4 protein-coding genes, 6 tRNA genes and 1 other annotated feature are annotated in these 7,201 nt (G+C 49.2%); of the genes, 1 reads left to right on the forward strand and 9 read right to left on the reverse strand.

Going from position 1 to position 7,201, the window contains the following annotated elements:
• Positions 1–36: 36 nt before the first annotated feature.
• Positions 37–1,005, reverse strand: a complete 969-nt coding sequence (gene mnmL / locus ADS79_RS21680; RefSeq protein WP_049740446.1) for a tRNA modification radical SAM protein MnmL/YtqA — start codon at positions 1,003–1,005, stop codon at positions 37–39.
• Positions 1,006–1,199: 194 nt separating this feature from the next.
• Complete coding sequence (locus ADS79_RS21685) at positions 1,200–2,438, reverse strand: glycosyltransferase family 2 protein (RefSeq protein WP_049740447.1); 1,239 nt, start codon at positions 2,436–2,438, stop codon at positions 1,200–1,202.
• 868 nt (positions 2,439–3,306) lie between these two features.
• On the opposite strand from ADS79_RS21685, the gene ADS79_RS21695 reads away from it, so the two are divergent.
• Positions 3,307–3,564 carry a hypothetical protein gene (locus ADS79_RS21695; RefSeq protein ID WP_049740449.1) on the forward strand — a complete coding sequence of 86 codons (258 nt, stop codon included), beginning with the start codon at positions 3,307–3,309 and terminating at the stop codon, positions 3,562–3,564.
• A 371-nt stretch (positions 3,565–3,935) separates the two neighbouring features.
• Here ADS79_RS21695 and ADS79_RS21700 read toward each other — a convergent pair.
• The 7 genes from ADS79_RS21700 to ADS79_RS35860 all read right to left on the reverse strand — a co-directional run bounded on the left by ADS79_RS21700 (position 3,936) and on the right by ADS79_RS35860 (position 5,128).
• Positions 3,936–4,009, reverse strand: a tRNA-Arg gene (locus ADS79_RS21700).
• A gap of 6 nt (positions 4,010–4,015) precedes the next feature.
• Positions 4,016–4,089: transfer RNA gene (locus ADS79_RS21705), tRNA-Cys, on the reverse strand.
• Positions 4,090–4,095: 6 nt separating this feature from the next.
• A tRNA-His gene (locus ADS79_RS21710) sits at positions 4,096–4,171 on the reverse strand.
• Between the two features lie 40 nt (positions 4,172–4,211).
• Positions 4,212–4,285: transfer RNA gene (locus tag ADS79_RS21715), tRNA-Trp, on the reverse strand.
• Position 4,286: 1 nt separating this feature from the next.
• Positions 4,287–4,363 (reverse strand) — tRNA-Met (locus ADS79_RS21720).
• A 61-nt stretch (positions 4,364–4,424) separates the two neighbouring features.
• A tRNA-Ser gene (locus ADS79_RS21725) sits at positions 4,425–4,515 on the reverse strand.
• Between the two features lie 61 nt (positions 4,516–4,576).
• Positions 4,577–6,978, reverse strand: a sequence feature (most likely nonfunctional fraction of RNA operon).
• Positions 4,841–5,128, reverse strand: coding sequence for a hypothetical protein (locus ADS79_RS35860; RefSeq protein WP_201783418.1), 288 nt, complete (start codon positions 5,126–5,128; stop codon positions 4,841–4,843). (Overlaps the previous feature by 288 nt.)
• Positions 6,979–7,201 lie beyond the last annotated feature (223 nt).

Below are 7,201 nucleotides of genomic sequence, written 5' to 3' on the forward strand. Positions count from 1 at the left end.
TGGGATGGCTCCTCTTTTGCTTGCTCAATCCATTCATTATCCTTTTGGAACGTAAAACTTTCCTTGCCAGCTATTCCGGTTTCGCAGCTCAGCATCGATCCCGTTCAGCACTTCCCACTTTTTACGGCTCCACATCGGGCCAATGAGTAGATCTGGCGGCCCATCTCCTGTGATTCGATGAACGATCATTTCAGGTGGAAGAATCTCCAACGTATCGACTACCAGCTTGGTGTATTCTTCTTGGGATAGAAATTCCAGCAGTCCCGCCTCGTATTGCTTCACCATCGGCGTTTTGCGCAACAGATGCAGCAAATGAATTTTAATCCCCTGCACGTCCAAATGAGCAACAGCGTCTGCCGTCTGCATCATTTCCTCATGCGACTCACCTGGCAGCCCGTAGATAATATGCGAGCAAACGCGAATGTTATGCTTGCGCAGCTTTTCTACAGCATCCACATAGCACTGATAATCGTGAGCACGGTTAATCAATGTCGCGGTATGCTCATGAACCGTTTGCAATCCCAGCTCCACCCAGAGGTACGTGCGCTCATTGAGTTCAGCGAGGTATTCTACAACGTCATCTGGCAGGCAATCGGGACGTGTCGCGATGGACAGACCTACGACTCCTTCCTGCCTCAAAATGACTTCATACATCTCACGAAGCTCTTCTACAGGTGCATACGTATTCGTATAGGCTTGGAAAAAGCCGAGGTATTTCGCTTGTGGCCACTTCTCATGCATCCGGTTCTTCACATCATGAAACTGGCGTTCCAAATCCATCCGTCGATCTCCGGCAAAGTCCCCAGAGCCTCTGGCGCTACAAAACGTGCAGCCGCCCGTTGCGACCTTCCCATCCCGGTTCGGGCAGCTAAATCCCCCGTCCAAAGGCACTTTGAAAATCTTTTCATGAAAGGTCCCGCGCAAATGATAATTCCATGTATGATATCGCTTGTCTCCCCACATCAATGGGGTTTCGTTATGACAACTATTTGGTGCTACCTTCATTGCTGTATTCCTCCTCATGGCACAGCTACGTCTGTTCTCTCTCTTGCGTAGCCATGAAACGGATGCCTCGCTTTCGTCGAGACGTGGCCCGATTCCTTAATCACGTCATTATACCAAATCAGGACCTATCCTCGCCACTTTGAATAACAGGAAAACCACAGGGTTTTAATTCCCTGTGGTTTTGATTCCAATCCCTATTGCTGGATCTCCTCGATGCGAATCGCACGGCTGTGAGAAGTGTGACTCCACACCTGGTTTTTCTTGGTGAAAAACGCGTAAAACATGATCGGGAGCCAGGTTAAGAAAAAAAACGGTAGCAACAGCAATCCCAGATAGCCTTTCAGCGGTACCCTTTCCAGATACAGCGCCAGGAACGGCAACAGGTAGAATACAGCTGTTGAGCTATAGACGAGCCAGCTTGGCAAAATGGTTGCTGCTGGTGTCAAAGCTGCGATATCGAAAAAGCGGCCCACGAAAAGCAGGGACATCATCGTAACCATCAAGACGTACATCGGCTGGAACAAGTAAAACGCGGCATCAAGCATACCCAGTTTTCTTGATTTGATTCCGTTTTTCAAAACGGTGCCAATGTATCGACCCGCCACATCGTAGTGGCCCTGCATCCAGCGCAGACGTTGACGCATGGAAGATTTCAAGTCAATTGGTTTCTCATCCCAAACTTTGGTGTCATGTGCCCAAGTCGGGTAAATGCCTCGTGCAATACAGCGAGTAGCAAACTCCAAATCCTCAGTCAGACTGGTTGCTCCCCAACCCATCTCTTTCAACAGGTTGCTCTCAATACACAGCCCTGTTCCGCCTAATGTGTTCGGCAATCCCAGGTTGTGACGTGCAAGCTGCCACATACGGTTGGTAAACCAGTACGTAACGGCGTACGAGAGCGTAATCCAGGAATCAAACGGGTTCTTGGAATCCAGATAGCCTTGGATTACTTTCGCCCCTTTACAGAGACGATCATTCATGACGCGCAAGAAATTTTTCTCCACGAGATTATCTGCATCAAACATCACGACAGCATCGTACTGCTTTGGTCTTGCCCAGAGGTTTTCCAGCATCCATTCAATTCCGAAGCCTTTTCCACGCTTGGAGGTATCAAAACGCTCACATGCGTAGGCTCCATGCTGCCGGCTAATCTCCGCGGTGTTGTCTGTACAGTTGTCACAGATGACAAAGATGTCGTACATTTCACGCGGATAATCCAGCTTCTTCAGGTTTTCAATCAATGGCGCGATGACGGCACTTTCATTGTGCGCCGCAATCAGAACTGCAAAAGTCTTTTGTGGCTCGGTACTGACAGCTTCCTTTTTGCGAAACAGCCCTGCGCATGAAACCAGGGTTTGGTATGTGCTGATGACACCTACCGTTGAAGTAAATCCGATGAATAATCCCTCAATGATCTCTCTAATTACACTCATGGGTTCTTCTCCTCGACCTAAACCAGAATTGGGTCAGTTCTGATTTGGGTAGTGTTTTTCCAAAATTTCTCTATTCTTTTTCTCTCAATTGGGAGTGTACATCAAATGTGATTCATTTTGCAATGACCCAAAAGTGGGAAAAAATTAAGGTACTGCTATCACCTTTCCCACCTTTTTCTCTTTCTATTCGACATCTCTTGACAGCGAGCAGATTAGAAAAATTTGGCTTATCACCAAGTCCAATAGCGAAAGCCTTCGTTTTTCTTATACTTTCATCCTATATCTCTCTTAGGTTTCCGAAAGTAAAAAAAGCCCTTGTCAAAAAAGGCTCGATTTGGTTAATGGGTACGAAAATCAAATGCGATTTATTCCTGACGAAAATTCGATAGTGTGCGGTCAGCAGAACGTACAAAGCTTTCGTTGCAGAGCTTCATGCTTCATGGATACTTGCAGAGGCAGTCAGCTGGATACTGCCCAAAACCGCAAACAATTATCAAAAAATTTTGTTCGATTGTAGTTGACTTTAATCACGGAATTGAGTATACACAATTCACTATATGAAGTCAATACGACTTTCAGACATCAATATACCCATTTTTCAGTCAAATTTTTTTACTTCTATGGGAAAAAACTTCTTTATTACTAATTTTGTAAATAAGTGTTAATCCATGTCGAATCCTCTGCGAATTGTGGAAAAAATCTTCCACAAGAAAAACATGGATTCGTCACATTCCTCGTTTGGAATGTCCTCTCGATCTCGCATTTTCTTACATATTTTTGATGAAAGTAGACAAATTATTACCAGTGAGAGCAGTCTCTCATGCACGCTCATAACCTAAAAAAATATTTGATCTGTGAGGGAAAGTTGATGATTCCTGAGGATATTAAACTGCTGCTACATGACATTCGATTAATTGGAGGTGGAATGAAGCAATATGAGCACCCGGATGATTGGCAGCTGATTCGCAATCTACTAGGCGACCCAGAGGCGGTCGATTTAAGCGACGCTACTCCTGAGTATTGGGAGAAAATAAAAAGCTCGCTGGAGGCCGAGAAAGAGGTCGCTATGGAAAAAGCAGAGAAGCGCTATCTTCACGGCCTCTACTACTCAAATCCTTTTATTTAAGTGTGTGTCGATATTCTCCTATTCGCAGCTCGAAAAACGGCTCTCGTGAGCGTCCTTCTCGCTATTCTTATTGTGGCCTCCTCTCCATCTCAAAAAGAGATGGGAGAGGAGGCTTTTATGTCTATATGCAGCTATACGCATAATATAGTCACACTTTCTCGCTCGACTCTACGGGGTACTTTCCTCGTTAATAGAAGAGCCAGGTTAAGGAACAGTTTCAACGCGTTTCTTCTATATAATATAGTAGACCTGCATATTTGGTATATAATGATTTAGCGTTTCTTTCGTAGACATCAAAAAACCTCCTGTGGATTGTTAAAATCCACAGGAGGTAACTCTTATTCTTAGGTTTCTGTTAGGAATGAACAATGCGTCCCAGGAGAGATTCGAACTCCCGACCGACGGCTTAGAAGGCCGTTGCTCTATCCTGCTGAGCTACTGGGACACAATTTGGAGGGAGTACCCGGATTTGAACCGGGGGTGAAGGTTTTGCAGACCCGTGCCTTACCACTTGGCTATACTCCCATTACATGGGGCGATCGATGGGACTTGAACCCACGAGTGCCGGAGCCACAATCCGGTGCGTTAACCCCTTCGCCACGACCGCCATAATGATATCCTATGTCCAAAAATCAATGCAGGTTATTTGGCAGGGGCAGTAGGAATCGAACCCACACCAAAGGTTTTGGAGACCTTCGTTCTACCTTTAAACTATGCCCCTATGGTAGCGGTGGAGGGAATCGAACCCCCGACCTTTCGGGTATGAACCGAACGCTCTAACCAGCTGAGCTACGCCGCCACAAAAAAGCAGGCTTTGGAAAGCCATCCAACTATTTATTTTCTGATTGTAAAAATAAAAATGGCGGAGAGTGAGGGATTCGAACCCTCGCTACGCTTGCGCATACTAACGGTTTAGCAAACCGTCCCCTTCGGCCTCTTGGGTAACTCTCCGTGATAATATGCACCTTCAAAACTAGATATGCATGCTTTTGCTAAGAGTGTGGATAAGTCCTCGACCGATTAGTATTCGTCAGCTCCACGTGTTGCCACGCNCCACGCTTCCACACCGAACCTATCAACCTCATCGTCTATGAGGGGTCTTACCAGCTTGCGCTGTGGGAAGTCTCATCTTGGAGGGGGCTTCACGCTTAGATGCTTTCAGCGCTTATCCCTTCCGCACATAGCTACCCAGCTGTGCCACTGGCGTGACAACTGGTGCACCAGCGGTGCGTCCATCCCGGTCCTCTCGTACTAAGGACAGCTCTCCTCAAACTTCCTACGCCCGCGACAGATAGGGACCGAACTGTCTCACGACGTTCTGAACCCAGCTCGCGTACCGCTTTAATGGGCGAACAGCCCAACCCTTGGGACCTACTTCAGCCCCAGGATGCGATGAGCCGACATCGAGGTGCCAAACCTCCCCGTCGATGTGGACTCTTGGGGGAGATAAGCCTGTTATCCCCAGGGTAGCTTTTATCCGTTGAGCGATGGCCCTTCCATGCGGAACCACCGGATCACTAAGCCCGACTTTCGTCCCTGCTCGACTTGTAGGTCTCGCAGTCAAGCTCCCTTCTGCCTTTACACTCTACGAATGATTTCCGACCATTCTGAGGGAACCTTTGGGCGCCTCCGTTACCTTTTAGGAGGCGACCGCCCCAGTCAAACTGCCCACCTGGCATGGTCCTCTCGCCCGATAAGGGCGACGAGTTAGAAACTCCGTACATCAAGGGTGGTATCCCACCGACAGCTCCACAGAGGCTGGCGCCCCTGCTTCTCAGCTTCCCACCTATCCTGTACATGATGCACAAAGTTCCAATACCAGGCTACAGTAAAGCTCCATGGGGTCTTTCCGTCTTGTCGCGGGTAACCTGCATCTTCACAGGTATTATGATTTCACCGGGTCTCTTGCCGAGACAGCGCCCAAGTCGTTACGCCTTTCGTGCGGGTCGGAACTTACCCGACAAGGAATTTCGCTACCTTAGGACCGTTATAGTTACGGCCGCCGTTTACTGGGGCTTCGGTTCAAAGCTTCGCTTGCGCTAACTCATCCCCTTAACCTTCCAGCACCGGGCAGGCGTCAGCCCCTATACTTCGCCTTGCGGCTTCGCAGAGACCTGTGTTTTTGCTAAACAGTCGCTTGGGCCTTTTCACTGCGGCCCCCTCGGGCTATTAACCCTACCGAGGCGCCCCTTCTCCCGAAGTTACGGGGCCATTTTGCCGAGTTCCTTAGCAAGAGTTATCCCGCGCACCTTAGGATTCTCTCCTCGCCTACCTGTGTCGGTTTGCGGTACGGGCACCTTGTTCCTCGCTAGACGCTTTTCTTGGCAGTGTGAAATCAGGGACTTCGGTACTTACATTTCCCTCGCCATCACAGCTTGTGCTTCGCGGTGTGCGGATTTGCCTACACACCACACTTACTGCTTGGACGGCCATCCAGTAGGCCGCTCACCCTATCCTCCTGCGTCACGCCATTGCTCAAGCGGAACAGAGGTGGTACAGGAATATCAACCTGTTGTCCATCGCCTACGCCTTTCGGCCTCAGCTTAGGTCCCGACTAACCCTGGGAGGACGAGCCTTCCCCAGGAAACCTTAGGCTTTCGGTGGACAAGATTCTCACTTGTCTTTTCGCTACTTACACCGGCATTCTCACTTCCAAGCGCTCCACCGCTCTTTCCAGTACGGCTTCACTGCTGCTTGGAACGCTCCCCTACCCAGTCCGTAAGGACTGCCATAGCTTCGGTGATACGTTTAGCCCCGTTACATTTTCCGCGCAGAGTCACTCGACCAGTGAGCTATTACGCACTCTTTAAATGGTGGCTGCTTCTAAGCCAACATCCTGGTTGTCTGGGCAACTCCACATCGTTTCCCACTTAACGTATACTTGGGGACCTTAGCTGATGGTCTGGGCTGTTTCCCTTTCGACAATGGATCTTAGCACTCATTGTCTGACTCCCGGACATAAGTCATTGGCATTCGGAGTTTGACTGAGTTCGGTAACCCGATGAGGGCCCCTAGCCCAATCAGTGCTCTACCTCCAAGACTCTAAAGGGTCCCACTGAACACAAGCTTACGCTCGCGTTCAGCGGGGTCCCAANTTCCGAGGCTAGCCCTAAAGCTATTTCGGGGAGAACCAGCTATCTCCGAGTTCGATTGGAATTTCACCGCTAGCCACACCTCATCCCCGCACTTTTCAACGTGCGTGGGTTCGGGCCTCCAGTAGGTGTTACCCTACCTTCACCCTGGACATGGCTAGATCACACGGTTTCGGGTCTACGACAACGTACTATCGCCCTATTCAGACTCGCTTTCGCTGCGGCTCCGTCTCTTCAACTTAACCTCGCACGCTATCGTAACTCGCCGGTTCATTCTACAAAAGGCACGCCGTCACCCTTTTAACGGGCTCCGACTATTTGTAAGCACACGGTTTCAGGTACTATTTCACTCCCCTCCCGGGGTGCTTTTCACCTTTCCCTCACGGTACTGGTTCACTATCGGTCGCTAGGTAGTATTTAGCCTTAGCAGATGGTCCTGCCAGATTCACACGGGATTTCACGTGTCCCGCGCTACTCGGGGTTGGTCTCGGAGAGATACCTGTTTAGGTTACGCGACTATCACGCTCTATGGTCAGCTTTCCCAA

It is taken from the genome of Brevibacillus reuszeri (assembly GCF_001187725.1).
In the GTDB taxonomy this organism is placed as follows: Bacteria; Bacillota; Bacilli; order Brevibacillales; family Brevibacillaceae; genus Brevibacillus; species Brevibacillus reuszeri.